Consider the following 15,575-nt stretch of genomic DNA (forward strand, 5'->3'; position numbering starts at 1 on the left):
AATATTGAATTATATTTTTTTCTATACTCAAGGATACACTGGGTAGTCATTTGCTTTTTTTATCTTCAGTAGATAAGGATTATGGGAGAAGTTGACGTGAGGGCTGTTGCAAAAATCGCCCGCATCACACTGACCGATGAGGAAGCGGAAGCGTTTGCGCGTGACATCGATGAGATAAAAAAGATTTTTGATGAGATTGACCGCATCGAGGTGTCCGAAGAGCCGGCGTTTCAGCCGATTGAGGTGAAAAACCGGACGAGAGAGGATGTAGCCAAGAAGGGCTTTTCAATCGAGGAGGCATTCTCGAACACGGGCCACAGGGAGGAGAATTATTTTCGGGGCCCGAAGGTTTGAAGCACAGGGCATTTTTTCATGAGAAATTTTGCAATTGTTGGGATTGCCATTTAAATTGACTCTAAGAAGAAGCACCTGAACCGTTGGAAGCAAGCTCGACAATCATCACGTATAAATCCTGGGCGCTGGCTATGGCGGCGCTCTGTGAGCCGGCCAGGGGATCTCGGGGATTCTTTTTCATATACTCCTGCATATCTTCAATAAGGATTCTCAGGTGCCTTGCCGCTTCGTCAAGCGCTTCAGGAGACACTTTTTCAAAATTCACTCCGTAAAGCTTTCTAATCTCAAGGTATTGCTCTGCAATGGGCCCAAGAACTTTTTCCACGATTTCCGGCTCGGCTGTGGCAATGTTGGCGTACTTCGTCCTGCCATCCAGTCCGATAAAGGTTCCCCAGGCGTAAGCATTTGGCTTTTTTATCCGGGGCGTTTCTTCCCTGTCTTCAGTATATGCACTAGACTTTTTTCTTTCAAGAGCATGCCTCAGGGTGTCCAAGACCATAACTTAGGAGTTTTATAAATATCTTATTCTTGGCTTATCTCTACTGATTGATAATTTTTAGTATTTTGGTAGTTATGGGGACAGAAGAGGAACTAGTCGGCGAAACAAAGCGGTGGCTTTCGAAAATCAAAGCCCTGAAGATTACACCCAAGTCAGATAAGGGAAGAGAACATAAAGGGAATATTGAGGCATACATAAGCGACTCGTTGCATTTTTTTGACAAGGGCGACTATGTCAGGTCATTTGAAGCCGTTGTCTGGGCGTGGGCATTCCTGGAGATTTCAAAAGACCTTGGCTTAATCGAGGTTTGCTGAGCTTTGCAGTATGGGGAGTGGGAAATCTGGTTGGGATGGCAGGTCTTCTCATCCCAGGCGGCTCATAATACCGGAACCGCTCTATCAGGTTATGCTCTCAGGAGCGGTGAGTAATTACCTGACTGGGGTAGAGAGCAGCTACGACCTGTCTGGCATGTCAAAAGTTGGTGGGGACTATCTTGTTGAGAGCCTGTCCAGACTTCCTCCGGGGAATCTCCCTGAGGTAAGGAGGGTGGTTTTTGGAGATTTGGGGGATTATTGCTTTCACGGAAGCACTGTTGCGGGGGATTTTCACACGCATCCCCTGTTGCCCTTTCATTTCAGGTATTTTAGTGTGGCTACAGAAGAGGGTTTTTTGAAAGTAGACCCCTTGATTGCCGCAAATATTCTGAACTGTGAAATACTTCCTCCAAGCGGTGCGGACTGGAGGTTTTTTCTTAATAGAGGGATTGTAGGCACAATGTGTTACCTCGGAAAGGATGTGCTGGCAGTAAACTGCTTGTACAATGAAGGGAGAAACCAGTTCAGCCAGATTCCGGTTTGCCGCTTTAAGGATGATCGGCTTTTTGAATTGCCAAGTCATGTTTCAGCGAATCATATTGGAAGCCTTTTTGACCTGGTGGAAGTTTACCGTCATATTGAAGAGCCGGTTCGCGTCAGTTCCGGGAGGGCAGAGTTTGTGACAGAGTCTGCCGATGGGCTCAGGGAAGTGGAGAGGGTGGATGAGTTCAGGACGGTTTCAAAACCCGGCACTGGCCGCATTGGTTATATGCCGGTTGCAAGGGACATGCAGGGAAAACCTTTTGTCAGCCCGATTTCTGAGTATTGTGCTGGTATGTTGTAGTGATTTGAGGCATTAATCTTAAACTTCTTTGAAAATTATGCCGTTATGGCAAATTAGACTATGTTTGGATTCCTAAAGCAGAAGGTAAAGGAGGTGCTTGACAAGGTAAAGGTGCCTTCCAAGGAGGAAAAAAAGAAGGGTGAGCCGAAAGAAAAGAAAAAAGTGGTTTCCGAAGAAAAGCTGCCCCAAAAAGCTCTGAAAGAAGAGTCCTTGCCAAAAGCTCCAGCCAGCAAGGTAGAAAGTTTTTCTACAAGAGAGCCCACTGCGACTGCAAAGAGTAAGCCAGGCGCTGAAGCTTCCACAGAAAAGATGCGCGAAAAAGAGAAGAAGGGCTTTGGCTTTTCCTTGTTTTCAAAAAAGCTCTCTGAAAAAGACCTTGAAGAACTCAAGATTGGCCTTGTCCGGGCGAACATGTCGTACGAAGCCGCTGAAAAGATTGTCGAGGCATTGCGGGACACTGAGAAAAAGGCGGCTGATGAAGTTTTGCGTGAGCAACTAATTGAGCTTTTGGGAACAGAAAGATTTGACCTGGTGAAGTTTGTCAAAGACAGGATGAAAACCCAGAAAGCAGTAACGATTCTTTTCTTTGGCTTTAACGGCGCGGGCAAGACGACGACGATTGCAAAAATTGGGCATCTCCTGAAGAAGAACGGCGTGCCCGTTGTTTTTGCGGCAGGCGACACTTTCAGGGCCGCTGCAATTGAGCAGTTGTCGGCGCACGCAAAAAATCTTGGCATCGAAATCGTCAAGCACAAGTATGGGGGCGACCCTGCGGCGGTCATATTTGACGCGAAGAAGCACGCAGAGAAAATCCATGGAGTGGTCTTGGGCGACACTGCAGGGCGGCTTCATACCGATAAAGGGCTGATGGAAGAGCTTAAAAAAGTAATGCGCGTTAACTCGCCTGACTTTAAGATACTTGTCATGGATTCGCTAACCGGAAGCGACATAGTGACTCAGCTTGAAAACTTCTCGGCTATTGGCTTTGACGGGCTAATTTTCACAAAGGTGGAGATTAACGAGAAGGGAGGGTCTATTTTCTCTGTCAGGCAGCACACGGACAAGCCGATACTTTTCCTTGGAACCGGGCAGGGATATGGTGACCTTATGGAGTTTGATCCTGAGAAGATTGTCGAAAAGCTTGATTTGTAGTTTCGGGAATTAAATTTCCTAGGCAGTTGCTGATTCTGCTGATTGATGCGGCGAGCCAAAAGGCATCTGAGCAGACGGGGCTTCCAGTTCTGCTTGGAGATGACCGTAGGATCCCATATCGAACCTTTGTTGCGGGCTTACGTTCAAGCCGGCATTAGTTATGAGCTGGTCGTTTATTTCTTGTTGTCCAAAATCCGTTTTAATTTGGGTTTCGTAGTGCCCGTTTATAACACTTCTGTTAGGGTTTTCAATGTAGATGAATCCACTCGGTCTATCTACATATCTAAAGTCGGTAATTCCATCAAAGCGGTCAAATAGTGTTGGAGTTTTCTCAGCGATTTCGGATTGAATCTGAGCTCTTTGGCTGTCGTATGTTTTTTCTAAGCTATCAATAAGTTTGCGGACCTTTTTGACTTCTTTTTCGACCTTGCTAAGGTATTCCTGGCCGCTTTTTGTTTCAGACAGTATGCTGTAAGCGGCATCAGTTGCCTTCATGCCACCACTAATCAATGCTTCTGCCTTTGTTTTATTGTTTGCAAGAACGTCTTCACAAACGCTTAGGTAAGAATTTGTTACCTTTAGTAGTCCTTCATATGCGGAATGTCCTTCAGCGGTGAGACTAACCCTACCTTTGCTTACATATTCTCCCTGTGAAACTTTTCTATCATATCTGCTGTTGTAGGTACTGAGACTGTCCCCTTCATTCCTGCCTCCAAGACCATTACGGATATATGTAAGAAGTGGCATAACTATGGTAGGAATATATAGGTTATTTTGGAGTCGCTAGCCACTTTTTTATTTTTAAAGAATAATTATGTCAAATTCTTACAGGAGCGTTATGGAAAGAATTGCAAGGGTGAGCCCCATTACAGGGACAACCTCAATAAAGGGCCGCCCTGGCATGAGGGTTTACACAAAAGACGGGCCTTATTTTACGCTTTATCCCTCACACAAGTATGCAGGTGTCGGCCTGATGGCCATGAATAATCCTCCCATAGAGAACACTTATGACAATTCTATGCTTAGCCCCAGACAAGTTGAATTCGAACTACAGCTCATCGGAGACTCAGGATGGCGCCTTCACAGAACTGATGTCGCGGATAAGCGATATAGAGGAACTGTGCTTTTTGCGCCTGATGCAAGTGTAGCTGCATTGTGGCATGGGCTGAATGCTTTGGAGGGGTATGAAATTCATAAGGGAAGTTTTGACTTGCATTTGCCTATTGGGAAGAGGGATATATTCATAAGGTATATCGCTTCCTCCGTTTAGGTTTCTTTGCAGATACCCTCTTATGATAGACGCGCACTGCCATCTTGAGCAAAAAGATTACGACCCCGACCGGGAGGAAGTTATAAAGAGGTGCAAAGAGTTGTTGAAGGCAGTGGTTTTTAGCTGCGCCCACCCAAGGGACTTTGAAACGGCTCTCGAAATCGCTGAAAAGCACAGGGGCTTTGTTTTCTTAACCGCAGGGATTCACCCCGAATATATCAAGGAAATTTCGGAAGATGAAATCCATTCCTTTTTTGGCCTTCTAAGGAAAAACAGGAAAAAGCTTGTCGGGCTTGGCGAGTGCGGGCTTGACTACCATTGGGTCCAGGAAGAAGACTGGAGGGAAAAGCAAAAGAAATTGTTCAGGCGGCACATATCTTTTGCAAAAGACTTGGGCCTGCCCCTGGTAATCCACTCGAGGGAGGCGGAAGGGGATTGCTTGGACCTACTGGAAAAAGAAGGCGCAAAAAATGTGTTGATGCACTTTTTCTCAGACAAGGACTTGGCGGAGCGGGCCATAGAGGACGGCTACTTTATTTCCGTCAACACGCTTGTCCTAAAAAGCAAATCTATCCGAAAAATCCTGAAAAAAACCCCGCTTGAGAGATTGATGACCGAGACCGATGCCCCCTGGCTTGGCTTTGGAAAAAGAAACGAGCCAATTGCGGTAAAAGAGGTGATAGAGAAAATTTCTGAGCTCGAAAGAATTCCTTTTGAAGAAATAGATAAGGCAACCACCAACAATGCAAGAAGATTTTTTGGCTTGAAAGATATATAATGCTCCGCTGAATTATCTTATGGACTCCATCAGACCAAGCTCCGTAGAGGTAGCCGGAGCAATGCTCATTGCTGTTGTGGCATATTTTTTACTCTCCGGGTTCATTCAAAATGGCAATTTGGCCAGTGTCTTAGGTGCGCTAATTGCACTGTTTGTGTATATTCTTTATAAGTATTTTAGGCGGGAATCTAATGGGTTGGTCACTTTGTATGCCGATAGGCAGAATCGTATTTTTCTTGCGTTGGTAGTTATCTTTGTTGTGGCTGATGTGGTGCTCAACAATACCATTCCTTATGTAGTGACCGTGATAGCAGCGGCAGTTCTGACCAAAATAATAGTTTACAAAGAGCCAAAGACACATAAGCTCAAAAAGTAGTCCTTTGCCAGGTGTAGCGAAGCTGCAACAAAACATGCAAGAAGATTTTTTGGCCTTTAGGAAAAAGAAATCCTGAAATGGCCTAGTCCCTGACCCTTCATCCACTCAGGCAACTCCGGGGCGGCTGTGGGCGCAGAAGAAGGGCCTTGCCAAAATGTGGGTGGTCCATTGGGCGAAGGAATGTATGCTCCGTGGATATTCGGAGAAATGTGTCCCTCCTGCGGTGTGTGCCATGACTCAGGCCCCATCTGGAAAGGATATTCCCAGGTGCCGCTTGTGTCTACAGTGCCAGTTCCGCTGAAATTTGTTTGTTCATAGAAGCCCAGGTCTCCTGGATCGTATGGATTGTCAATGCCTGTTCCGGCAAGCGCCAAAAGCGCACCGGCGACAATCACCCCTCCAATTATCGGCCATTTATTTTCCTTAATCCAGCTATACGCCCGTTCACTATAGCTACTCCCAGCGATGGTTTCTCCCTGCAAATATGAATACTTCTCTACCATAATAACACTTGTGGCATATATATAATTTTAGAATTGCCTTCTGAGGGATATTCTGGACAGTAATGGCTTGAATTTAATTAAAAAACAAAAAATCGGGACTATTCATCCCTTCCGTCCAAAATTTTCAGCCGTTTGTCCACTTCTTCTTCTAGGCCAAGGGTTCTGGCTATGTCTTTGCACCTGTTTCTGATGGTGACCTCGGTTACGCCTATTGCGTCAGCGATCTTCCTCTGCGGTATGAACTGGCTGTTCATGATCGCGGCAATGTAGAGCGCTGCAGCGGCGACGCCGATTGGGCCTTTGCCTGAGATGTCCTCCTGAAGGTTTAGTTTGTTCAGGTACTGTTTTGCAGTAACCTGCGTCTTGTCGTCAAGCTTCAAGATAGTGGCGCACCTGGGTACATAAGCAATTGCCTTTGCAGGCAGAATCCTCAAACCGAGTTTTCTTGCGACATACCTGTAGGTCCTTCCCAAGTCCCTTTTGTCTACGCCTGAAACAGCGCAGATTTCGTTCATAAGACGGGGAGTGCCATACTCTCTGGAAAGAGCGTAAACAAGCGAGCCGATTACGGCTTCGATGCTCCTTCCCTTGACTAGCCCTTCTTCCAAGGCCTTCTCGTACATTGAGCTTACTTCCTCCTGAAGATTTCGGGGAAGGTTCAATGCCGAGGCAATTCTCTCAAGCTCCGCTAGCGCATATCCGAAGTTCCTGTCTTTTGAGGATACAAGCCGTTTTTGCCACTGCTTTATCCTGAAGTACTGTCCACGCTTACCGGCAGAAACTTTGAAAAGCTCTGCCTGGCTCTTGCCAATCTCTGTTCCTATACCCTTGTCATGCCTCATTCTGGTAAGTGGTGCACCGGTTCTTGCTGATTTTTCAAGGTCTTCAGAGTCGAAGGCCCTCCAGTCCTGCTGTGTGTCAATCATTCCGTCGTTCAGGATGAGCCCGCATCTGGAGCAGATTTTTTCTCCCTTAAGAGAATCCTCCATTATCTCTTCAGATCCGCATTCTGGACAAGTTAACCCTGCTTCTTCCTTTATTCGCATAGTGCATTACCCCTTAGTAAGGAAACTATATTCCTTTAAAAAGGCACTAAATAATAAGTAGAATGATATATAAATACTTTTCGGTTCTGGAAAATATATACTTAAGGACAATTTCATTGAAAAACCCCTTTTGCCAACAAATATATACTGGAAGTGCGCTATATGTATATGGCAGAGATAGGCGATGCAAGAGCCAGAGTGAAGGCAGATGCAGATGAGATATACTCGAACCTCAAAAGTAATCTTGAGAAAAATGGATGGAACATCACTCAGACAGAAAGTTATGACGCTACAGATGGGACAAAAGTTCGGACTGTTGTTGGGGTAAGCTCTCGTCTTGGGGGAAGTACTGTACTTTCGCTTGGATTTCAGGGCGTAAAGACCACTCCATTCTACGCCACAGTAAAAGAGAAAGATGGCGTAACAGAAGTTTACGCCCAGGGACTGGGTTCAGAGGATGTATTTAAGTTCGACTTTGGCAGGAACAAAAAGGTGGCTGAAAAAGTTGTGGCCTACGCAACCAGCAAATAGGACAGATTTTAACTCGCTTTTGTTTTTGGCATTTTAATTGGCTGGAAGGCACGCTTTCTCTAATTTAATTTTGACCACAATTATGCTCAATTTTCCTTTCGAAACCAAGCGGCCTGGGCAGCAGGAGCTTATGGATAAGATTACAAGCTGCCTTGAAAACAAAAAACACCTCCTTGTGCATGCGCCAACAGGGATAGGAAAGACCGTCTCTGCCCTCTACCCAACGTTGAATTTTGCTAAAGAGAAGGGGCTGACGGTTTTTTACCTCACACCCCGCCACTCCCAGCACACAATTGCCCTTAATGCCCTGAAGAAAATGGGGGACGTAAAAGTCACGGACATGGTCGGAAAGCTGTGGCTTTGCAATTACCTTGGGGAGGACATGATCGGAAGCGACTTTCACGAGATATGCAATTTCCTGAAAAAAGACGGCAAATGCGCGTATTATAATAACGTCATCACCAAGGGAGAGCTTACGGAAAGCGCCCAGAAGAAAATTAATGCCCTTTCAGGCAGTATTCTGGCAGCAGATGAGCTAAAGGAGCAATGCGCAGGGCTCTGCCCTTATGAAATCTCGTGTTTCCTTGCGAGGAGAAGCGATGTCATAATTGGGGACTATTTTCATCTTTTCAACCCATACATTGCCGACACATTTTTGGCAAAAATCAACAAAAAGCTCGAAAATTCCATAGTTATTGTTGACGAAGCCCACCAGCTGCCCTCAAGAGTAAGGGACCTCATCTCATCTAAGCTAACTGAGTATGTCCTGGACAAGGCAGCGCAGGAAGCAAAAGAATTCAAAAGCGCAATATATGGCGACATCATGGGACTTCAGTCAAGGATACACAACGAAATGCGCGTTCTCCTCGGCTTTTCGGAAGAGGCGTATCTTCAGAAAGACGACCTGAGCAATATCTTCAGGCAAGTTGGCGCTGAGTTCCTGGACGAGCTTAAGCTTGTCTCCGACCAGGCAAAGGAAGCGGGAAAGAAAAAGAGTTTTTGCGCTTCTCTTGCAAAATTCATCGAGGAGTGGATAGCTTCTAACGACAGCTATGCTCGCGTCGCCAAGAGAGTCAAGGCGTACGGGGGCGACAGGTACGAAATCCGGCTCACCGCCCTCATGCCTTCTCTTGTTTCGGGTGGAGTGATTTCCGAAACCCACTCGACAATACTGATGTCGGCAACCCTCCAGCCGCTGAAGATGTACGGCGACTTGCTGGGGGTTCCAAACTATGAGACCATTCTTCTTAGAAGCTCGTTTCCAAGGGAGAACCGCCTGAACATTATTGCGCCCATAGCCACCACAAGGTATGCTCAGAGGGGAGAAGACCAGTACAGGACATACGCTGGCGCTATAGAGAAAATATGCTCGAACCTCTCAGGAAATGTTGCTGCTTTTTTCCCTTCATACGCATTCATGCAGCAGGTGGAGCGCCTTCTAGACCACCAGCAGAAATTCATCGAGGACGCCGAGCAAAGCAAGGACCAGAAGGCAGTCCTCCTGAACCAATTTATCCTTTCCGATGGCGGCCTTCTCCTGGGCGTTCAGGGCGGCTCATTCGACCAGGGCATAGACTTTCCCAACAATGTCCTTAAAGGAGTTGTTATCGCAGGAATCTCCCTTGCCAAGCCCGACCTGGAGACAAAGAGCTTAATCGAGTGCTATGACAAGCAGTATGGAAAGGGAATGGAATACGGCTACCTCTACCCTGCAGTCCAGAAAGCAATCCAGGCAAGCGGGAGAGCAATAAGAAAGGAAAGCGACAAGGCAGTAATAGTGTACCTTGATGAGAGGTTCACCTGGTCAAACTACCGCCCTGTTTTTGCAGACCACACTTTTGTCGTAAGCAAAGAGCCCTGGGAGAAACTGAAGGAGATGGAGTGGAATTAGCGGCCTAGCTTAAGCTCAATTACGGGCTTTCCTGCGGTATCCTTCATGGGGCTTGCAATCTTTTTCAAGCTGTGTGTCAAGCTTTTCGATTATGTCCTGAACAAGGTCAATAATCTTGTAGCCCTGGGCATGTGCATTTATCACACGCCCGCCGGTAAGGATTTTGGAGTAAAGCTCATATATGTCCTTTCCCGGCTTTTGTGAGACCTGAAGGTGAAATTTGATTGCGCTCGGTTTGAATATTTTCTGAGTCCTGTTTGCAAACATCTCTATTTCCTTCATGACCTGAGCGCCTTCAAAGGCGCTGACCTCTCCATCGCCCTGGTTTGCAAAGTCAAAGCCGACCAGCTCAAGCACCTCGTTTTTGCCTTCTTCCTTTTCTGACCTTAGGCCGGTAAGTATCGTTTTGGGGGTTATAATATAATCCTCGCAGACAAGATAGGATTTTTTGCCCAAAAGGTCCAGCGCCTCGGAAAGCTCGGTTTCAAGTGTTACTGCAGTAAACTTTTCGGTAACCGGCCGGACCTGTATGCTTTTCTCGGATATTTTCTGCACGGCGAGAGTATTATCCTCCTTTGGTATAATCTGCCTTGCAAGCGAAAACAGGTCAATTCCTCCAACAAGCTCATCATTCTCGCTTACAAGAATTGCGTCATTTGCTTTCAGAAGGTTTCTTGCGGTGCCAATGTCGCTTTCGAAAGGAATTACTTCGGCCTCGACAGAATATTCGCAGGCCTTTCCATTTGGCTTTAAAAGCTTCAAAAAATCATTAAGTTCAATGACCCCCAGGTAAGCGCCATGCTCGAAAACAGGCAAAACAGGATACTCCATAAATGCCTCCATGAGCTTTTCTTTTGCGGCATTTTTCTCGAGTTTGTTTGGCCTTTTCAGAAAGCCGGAAATTTTCGTTCCTGTGTCAAAATCCCTCACTACAAGGTCCCGTAAGTAAACCATTCCAATGTAATCCTTGCCGTCAAGAACCGGCAGGCCCAGGATACCCTTCATCCTTGGGGCTATCTTGCCGAAAGTATCTTCTGGGGAAGCTACTGGCGGCTTTTTGATGATTTCGCTTATCATAAATGTAAGGAGTTATTAATTTATGTATCGTTATCTTTTCGAAGAGACGTGCTTTGACAGGTCATTTGATTCAGATACTCCCCTGGATAAGGAAAAGCAGGATAAGGTAAGGTTTATTATTGCACAGCGGCTTGGGCTGACCTATCGGGATATACGCCTCGTCTATTACAAGACCCTCCCCGGGGGCGCGGAGGTCGAGTTTGAGGGGCGCTTACCGATAGACAAGAATTTTGAGTTCAGGGTTATTGTAACGCTTACGTCTTATGACACAACCCTGGTGTCAATCAGGGCCACAGTTTCCCGCCTTGACCCGGTGTACCTAAGGGAGAAGCTAAACCTGTGCGAAAGCATTGTGGGAAACATGTTCAAGGAGTTTGTCAAAAAGTCATTCTACCACGACCTTTTTTCGGACTATATGAAGCAGTATGAGGAAGTAAGCAAGGGCATGTTCGAGGCAATAGAGCTTGTTTTTGAGGGCCAATAGTCCGGCATTGCCTGCTTATGTTTCTTTGGGGTACCTACTAAATATATTCTTCCCTTTTAGTTTATGGATGAGTTATATGCCTTCCTGTTTGCAGGGCTTTTCATTATGTTCCTCTTGTTTGCCTTCTTTGGGGGGCCTGAAGTTTCGATTATCTCAGACTCAAAAACCTTCGGGGCTGACTCCTCCAAGGATTACAGGGCAGAGGATATTCTCTGGAAGGAAATCGACCTTGGCGACATAATTTCCGAGGAAAGGATTGTAAGGACTCAAGAGGTCTTTCAGGACCAGGTTTCTGTCCAGAACGGGTTTTTCTTCGGCTCTACCAATTACGCAAGAAAAATTGACCTGGACCCTTCAGTTGCCGAGAACCTTGAGGGGGCGGCAATAACATTTGATGTGGACGAGACTAACAATTACGGGGACCTCACAGTTACGCTTGACAACTCCACACTTTATCTTGACAGGTCTATCAGGGGAAGCTACAGAGTAGACGTTTCAGGCATGCAAAAGACTTCGGTTGTTCATATCAGCACATCTTCTTCCGGATGGAGGGTCTGGGCACCTTCAAAATATGAGCTTTCCGATCTGGGGCTTGAGTATTCCTACCGAACACGGGAGGCCTCGGAGTATGAGTTTGACGTCCCGCACTATGTGTATAATTCCTTCTACAAGGGAGAATTGAAGTTTGACTCGGTGTACCCCGCAGACCTGGAAATATTCCTCAATGGCGCGTCTTTTTATAACGGGCGCGACTGCTCCGGCAGGACTAACATAAAGCTTTCAAGAAAAGACCTGGTGCCAGAGGAAAACACGATAAAGTTTGTTTCAGGCAGCGACTTCCGTCTCGAGGGAGCGAAGGTTTACCTGTATTACCAGAGCTAATTTATTATTCATTTAGATTGTGGCATGGTCTAGCTTATCGTTGGGGCAATCAGCCCGATGCTTGACGCAATGGATTTTGCAAGCGCCACAGCATGTCCGCTTACCAGGACGGCAATTGATATAAGCACGACAAAAAGGATTAAAAGCAGCACAAGGTTTCTCGTAAGGTCATGCATTTCCCCTTTCATGTGGGGGGATTTGCCTTTATTTTCCATAATCATCCGTACAATTCCTTAATCTTATCGGCGATATGCGCGCCTATGGTCTTTGAGTGGGCTTCAGTTGTCCCGTCCAGGTTTTGCTTTTGCATCTTTATCTGGTCCCAGTGCGTTTCTCCTCTCTCGACGTAAGGGTAGCTCCAATCAGCCCTTCCTGAGGGGTCCCAGTCAACTATGTAAACCAGCCCCGAATAGACCTCTTCATACCCCCTCTTGAAAAGTAGCGGGGTGTCTGGCTCTATGCGGTTTTCCTCTTTTGATAAATCAGTGTATTTGTTGTATCCCTTGTCGAATGCCGCCCCACGGCTTACGGAGCTGGTAAGAAGGTCTTTTATGTCCTGGCTTGCCCTGAAATGCCGGGCAGACCCACCAGTTGGAACTGAAATGTCTGAAAACATCTTCTCAATGAGTTGTTTGTCGCCGTCCGTTGGTATGTGGTCCATGTCCCCCCAGAGCCCGTATATCCGGATGTTTCTTCCGGCCTCCTTTGCCATGTTTGCGGCAACAGCCACAGAGTTAATGTCTTCCTCTGAATTTATCACGCCGACACAGTCGGTTCCAGAGCGGCCTTCTGCGCAGGTTCCCCCTTCATATGGCCCTTCATCGCCCACGACAAATATTATCCTCTGGGAAGGCACGTCATCCCAGCGGTGGTTTGCTTCGTTCATCACCCATGCAGCCCCAGGCCCCCAGCTTTCTTCATGGCCCGGAATTGTTCCGTAGGTTGCATCATCGAAGAAGGAAAGGCCGCCGCATGTCCGGTCCTGGCCAAGTGAATATACCCAGACCTTGATGTTGTAACCCTCATCCTGCATCTCCTCTCCAAGTGTCTCTATTGCAGCGCAAAGCTCAGCCCACTCGTCATCCATGCTTATGGAGGTGTCCATTATGAAGACTGCTTGTATGTTTTTGATGCTTAACTCGCCATACTGGTTTTCCATGCGGTAGGCCCAGTCGCAGCCTTCAGTGCAGAGCTTTCTGTCAGGGTAGCCGCTTTCTGCGGGCTCGCTGTAGTAGGCGTCCTGCGATGAGCAGAAGTTTTTGCACAGGACATAACGGTTCTCATCACTAAGTGCCTGGGTTGTAGAGCACTCAAGCTTGTCCTGGCAGGTGGTTTCGGGTGCAGGGCAGGTTGCGCCCGTGCAGGCAGGGTCTACGGGAACGGTGCAGGCAAATTCCGGCTTTTTGCATTCCAGACTTCTGGAGTTTCCCTCCTTGCAGAACTCGTTGCAGCACTGGAGGTAGTCGTTTAGCCGTTCAGGGCTGTAGCAGCTCAGGGCTGTAGCCGGCTCTGTCACAGTTACGGAGGCAGAGGCATAGGCAGTTCCCCTAAAGGTGGGGTCAGTAAGCTGCACGTCGCCAAGCTTTACAATAGTGTAATTGGGTGAGACAATCTGAAAAACATTTTTCTCGAACTCAAGGTATTTCAGGCAGCCCTCCCTTTTTGCGCTGCTAAGCCCTTTGCAGGTGTCAAGCTCTATCTCGGGGCTTTTGAACATATCGGGACAGTTGGGGCAGGCAGTAAGGGCTTCGCATTCCTCTTTCCCTGAGATTTCACATAAGAGGTAAGCGCTTCGTTTCTGGCCTTCTTCGCATCCGGAGGAAAAATCGCTTCCGCTTCCGCCGAGAAGCCCGCAGTTCTTGCACAGGTCAAGGGGATCTTCTTCATAGTACCTTAGCGTTTCGCTGCAGTGGCATTTTTCCGCATCCCGGCTTGACTGGTAGCAGTTGAAGTTTTCTCCTGTGTAGCAGCTTTTCTCCTCACCAACCAAGTTGCTTATAAGCTCGCTTTCGCCAACCGTGCCTTTGTAAAGGGCGCCGGTAATCTTTTGAACAGTCCTGTTTCCGCCAACCCTCACCCCGGCATATAGCGACAGGCGCGCCTCCCGCCCTCTTTCCACTACAAATACCTGGGGGGTCTTGCCTGTTTCAACAAACTCCTTGTCATTTACCCCGCTTCCAACCTTTGTCTGCGTTTCATATCCAAACTCGAGGTTTCGTTTTTCATCAGAGGAATCCCCTTCAATGATTTTTTCCTCCAGCGTAAGGCAGGTAGCTCTCTTCTTTTCGCTGCAATAGCCGTCAAGCTTAATCCCGTATGCAGACTTGGCTTTTATCTCACTCCAGCCGACATATTCCCCGCCGAGCAGAGTGTCTTCCATTTTGAGGCACTGGTCCTTAAGGTCGGATTTTTCGATAGCATTATATATTTCTTCTCCGTCGTCTCCTGGTGGGATGAAGCACCCTGCAGGAACCCTGTCTGACACGATGATGTCGATTCTTTCATCTGCATCCTGCACCAGGTTTGTGTTTTCGGCAGACCTTTGGATATAGGCGTAGAGCGAAAGGAGGACTGCTAGGAGTATAAGTATCAGGACGACTTGGGTCAGCAGCTTGTCCGTGATTTCTGCCATTTTAGAACGAGACGCTTGCAAGAATGTTTCTTGCAAGACCCATAATCATCGAGCTGATGTTTCCAAGCACGTCTATGTTAAGCACTTTTGTAAAAATCACCATTAGCAGAACCGCCGAAGCAAGTATAATCACCCACATGGGCAGTGAGCTGATGTTAACCATAATCCATACTTCTTTTTTCAAGAATATGCATGAAGCCACTATCTTGTGCAGGGGCACTGGACTTTCACGGCGCCGGCGCTTGAAAGCAGGGACATGGTAATTACACATTCCGGGTCTTCCCCCTTGCAGAGATACCCCGAAGGCAAGAGGTCTTTGTGGTTGCAGATATAGTTTTCATCACCCTCATTTTTGCTCCCCGGAAGGTCAATGGCGCCAAGCTTCGCCCAGCAGAGATTTTTGCAGTTCTTGCAGTTGGACATTCTCCAGAACTCGGACGGAAGCTGTACGGTATATTTTTCCTCCGCTTCTGTTCCGGTTGTTCCGGACGCGCTCTCGTCTTCCGGCGTGGAAGAGCCGTCTTCAGTGGCTCCACCGCTTGAGCCGCTGCCCGATGCCCCGGAGCCGGTTCCAAGCCCCGCCCCCTTAAACGACATCTGGGCGCTGTCTATGGCCTGCTTTGCCAGGTCCCAGGCATACTGCTTTTCGCGCTCGTATTCAATGAACGCCCATTTTCTTTTTAGCGTCCCTGAAGGAATGCGGTTTTCCAGATATCCGGGCTTTGGATCCGATGGCAGGTTTTCGCCGTCAAGCTTGCAGAAGGCATAGGGGTTGTATAGGTAGTAGCCTGCATCCCCTTTTTTGCAAAGCCACCCTCCGTCGAGCAAATAGTATCCGTCGGCGTCTTTTGCCGCCCCGGAAGTTTCATCCGTGCAGGGCTGAAAGCTGATGGTTTCGCCATAGGGACCGAGAATCTGAAGCTTGCTAAGTTGCCCCTTTTC

Annotated in this window: 20 protein-coding genes; 11 read left to right on the forward strand and 9 right to left on the reverse strand. The window is 47.4% G+C overall.

The genetic code is table 11. The features are described 5' to 3' along the window. The first annotated feature begins 81 nt into the window (after window positions 1-81). A complete protein-coding gene (gene gatC / locus JW727_03875) occupies window positions 82-354 on the forward strand; it encodes an Asp-tRNA(Asn)/Glu-tRNA(Gln) amidotransferase subunit GatC (protein MBN2095160.1) in 273 nt (90 codons plus the stop codon). 61 nt (window positions 355-415) lie between these two features. Here gatC and JW727_03880 read toward each other — a convergent pair whose 3' ends face one another. Continuing rightward, on the reverse strand, window positions 416-853 hold the full coding sequence (locus tag JW727_03880) for a hypothetical protein (protein ID MBN2095161.1): 438 nt from the start codon (window positions 851-853) through the stop codon (window positions 416-418). Window positions 854-927: 74 nt separating this feature from the next. Here JW727_03880 and JW727_03885 point away from each other — a divergent pair, with 74 nt between their 5' ends. The 3 genes from JW727_03885 (at window position 928) to JW727_03895 (ending at window position 3,163) form a co-directional block, all read left to right on the forward strand. Then, the gene (locus JW727_03885) at window positions 928-1,167 is read left to right on the forward strand and encodes a DUF357 domain-containing protein (protein ID MBN2095162.1); all 240 of its coding nucleotides are present in this window, start codon (window positions 928-930) and stop codon (window positions 1,165-1,167) included. A gap of 91 nt (window positions 1,168-1,258) precedes the next feature. Beyond that, window positions 1,259-2,011, forward strand: a complete 753-nt coding sequence (locus JW727_03890; GenBank protein MBN2095163.1) for a hypothetical protein — start codon at window positions 1,259-1,261, stop codon at window positions 2,009-2,011. Window positions 2,012-2,071: 60 nt separating this feature from the next. Next, on the forward strand, window positions 2,072-3,163 hold the full coding sequence (locus JW727_03895; GenBank protein MBN2095164.1) for a signal recognition particle-docking protein FtsY: 1,092 nt from the start codon (window positions 2,072-2,074) through the stop codon (window positions 3,161-3,163). Between the two features lie 18 nt (window positions 3,164-3,181). Here the strand turns inward: JW727_03895 and JW727_03900 are convergent, their stop codons facing one another. Continuing rightward, window positions 3,182-3,910 (reverse strand): hypothetical protein, encoded by a 729-nt coding sequence (locus JW727_03900; protein MBN2095165.1) that lies wholly within the window; start codon window positions 3,908-3,910, stop codon window positions 3,182-3,184. A 91-nt stretch (window positions 3,911-4,001) separates the two neighbouring features. On the opposite strand from JW727_03900, the gene JW727_03905 reads away from it, so the two are divergent. The 3 genes from JW727_03905 to JW727_03915 are packed head-to-tail and all read left to right on the forward strand — an operon-like array spanning window position 4,002 to window position 5,587. Beyond that, entirely contained in the window at window positions 4,002-4,433 is a 432-nt protein-coding gene (locus JW727_03905; GenBank protein MBN2095166.1) for a hypothetical protein, read from the forward strand. Window positions 4,434-4,455: 22 nt separating this feature from the next. Continuing rightward, entirely contained in the window at window positions 4,456-5,211 is a 756-nt protein-coding gene (locus tag JW727_03910; GenBank protein ID MBN2095167.1) for a TatD family hydrolase, read from the forward strand. A 19-nt stretch (window positions 5,212-5,230) separates the two neighbouring features. Continuing rightward, entirely contained in the window at window positions 5,231-5,587 is a 357-nt protein-coding gene (locus JW727_03915; protein ID MBN2095168.1) for a hypothetical protein, read from the forward strand. Between the two features lie 56 nt (window positions 5,588-5,643). Here the strand turns inward: JW727_03915 and JW727_03920 are convergent, their stop codons facing one another. Next, entirely contained in the window at window positions 5,644-6,090 is a 447-nt protein-coding gene (locus JW727_03920) for a hypothetical protein (protein ID MBN2095169.1), read from the reverse strand. A gap of 98 nt (window positions 6,091-6,188) precedes the next feature. Beyond that, window positions 6,189-7,136 (reverse strand): hypothetical protein, encoded by a 948-nt coding sequence (locus tag JW727_03925; protein ID MBN2095170.1) that lies wholly within the window; start codon window positions 7,134-7,136, stop codon window positions 6,189-6,191. 168 nt (window positions 7,137-7,304) lie between these two features. Between JW727_03925 and JW727_03930 the strand changes: the two genes are divergently transcribed. Beyond that, a complete protein-coding gene (locus tag JW727_03930; protein MBN2095171.1) occupies window positions 7,305-7,667 on the forward strand; it encodes a hypothetical protein in 363 nt (120 codons plus the stop codon). Between the two features lie 82 nt (window positions 7,668-7,749). Beyond that, window positions 7,750-9,558 carry an ATP-dependent DNA helicase gene (locus tag JW727_03935; protein MBN2095172.1) on the forward strand — a complete coding sequence of 603 codons (1,809 nt, stop codon included), beginning with the start codon at window positions 7,750-7,752 and terminating at the stop codon, window positions 9,556-9,558. A gap of 15 nt (window positions 9,559-9,573) precedes the next feature. On the opposite strand, the gene JW727_03940 is transcribed toward JW727_03935, so the two are convergent. Next, a complete protein-coding gene (locus JW727_03940; GenBank protein MBN2095173.1) occupies window positions 9,574-10,635 on the reverse strand; it encodes a CBS domain-containing protein in 1,062 nt (353 codons plus the stop codon). 22 nt (window positions 10,636-10,657) lie between these two features. On the opposite strand from JW727_03940, the gene JW727_03945 reads away from it, so the two are divergent. Together JW727_03945 and JW727_03950 are read left to right on the forward strand one after the other, a co-directional pair. Further along, the gene (locus JW727_03945) at window positions 10,658-11,119 is read left to right on the forward strand and encodes a hypothetical protein (GenBank protein ID MBN2095174.1); all 462 of its coding nucleotides are present in this window, start codon (window positions 10,658-10,660) and stop codon (window positions 11,117-11,119) included. 63 nt (window positions 11,120-11,182) lie between these two features. Next, window positions 11,183-12,001, forward strand: a complete 819-nt coding sequence (locus JW727_03950; GenBank protein ID MBN2095175.1) for a hypothetical protein — start codon at window positions 11,183-11,185, stop codon at window positions 11,999-12,001. 29 nt (window positions 12,002-12,030) lie between these two features. Here the strand turns inward: JW727_03950 and JW727_03955 are convergent, their stop codons facing one another. The 4 genes from JW727_03955 to JW727_03970 all read right to left on the reverse strand — a co-directional run. After that, complete coding sequence (locus JW727_03955) at window positions 12,031-12,222, reverse strand: hypothetical protein (GenBank protein ID MBN2095176.1); 192 nt, start codon at window positions 12,220-12,222, stop codon at window positions 12,031-12,033. Further along, the gene (locus JW727_03960) at window positions 12,219-14,633 is read right to left on the reverse strand and encodes a hypothetical protein (protein ID MBN2095177.1); all 2,415 of its coding nucleotides are present in this window, start codon (window positions 14,631-14,633) and stop codon (window positions 12,219-12,221) included. Before JW727_03960 ends, JW727_03955 begins: the two co-directional genes overlap by 4 nt. A gap of 1 nt (window position 14,634) precedes the next feature. Further along, window positions 14,635-14,796: a hypothetical protein gene (locus JW727_03965; protein ID MBN2095178.1), complete on the reverse strand. Its 162-nt coding sequence runs from the start codon at window positions 14,794-14,796 to the stop codon at window positions 14,635-14,637. Between the two features lie 38 nt (window positions 14,797-14,834). Next, a partial coding sequence (locus JW727_03970) for a hypothetical protein (protein ID MBN2095179.1) occupies window positions 14,835-15,575 on the reverse strand: 741 nt, incomplete at its 5' end.

This window comes from Candidatus Aenigmatarchaeota archaeon (genome assembly GCA_016932615.1).
Classification (GTDB): Archaea; Aenigmatarchaeota; Aenigmatarchaeia; order QMZS01; family QMZS01; genus JAFGCN01.